The sequence below is a fragment of the Mesorhizobium sp. 01N446 genome (assembly GCF_056399285.1).
In genome coordinates this window covers 1-358 of record NZ_JBFTRA010000056.1, presented here as the reverse complement: position 1 = coordinate 358, position 358 = coordinate 1, and the positions used below count along the sequence as shown (strand labels likewise).

The following is a 358-nucleotide window of genomic DNA, read 5'->3' as shown; positions in this document are numbered from 1 at the left end:
TGGCTATGATCCCTGCTATGGCTTCCATCATACTGACCGGCGTCTCGGTCGAATTTCCGGTCTTCAACGCGGCAAGCCGGTCCCTCAAGAACCGTGTACTGAGTGTGGCCACGGGCGGCGCGATCGACCGTCGGGTCGATGGCCATGTCATCGTGCGCGGACTGGAGGATGTGAGCTTTTCGGTGAACGAGGGGGACCGCATCGGCCTCGTCGGCCACAACGGCTCCGGCAAGACGACACTGCTGCGCGTGCTGTCGGGCATCTACAGGCCGACGAGCGGCTCGGCGGTGATCCAGGGCGAATGCGTATCGCTGATCAACATCTCCCTGGGCATCGACCCGGAAGCGACGGGGCGCGA

At 64.0% G+C, this 358-nt stretch carries 1 protein-coding gene; it reads left to right on the top strand.

Features of this window, described 5'->3' with window-relative positions; genetic code table 11:
* Positions 1-17: 17 nt before the first annotated feature.
* A partial coding sequence (locus AC1DPX_RS35200) for an ATP-binding cassette domain-containing protein (RefSeq protein ID WP_477242630.1) occupies positions 18-358 on the top strand: 341 nt, incomplete at its 3' end.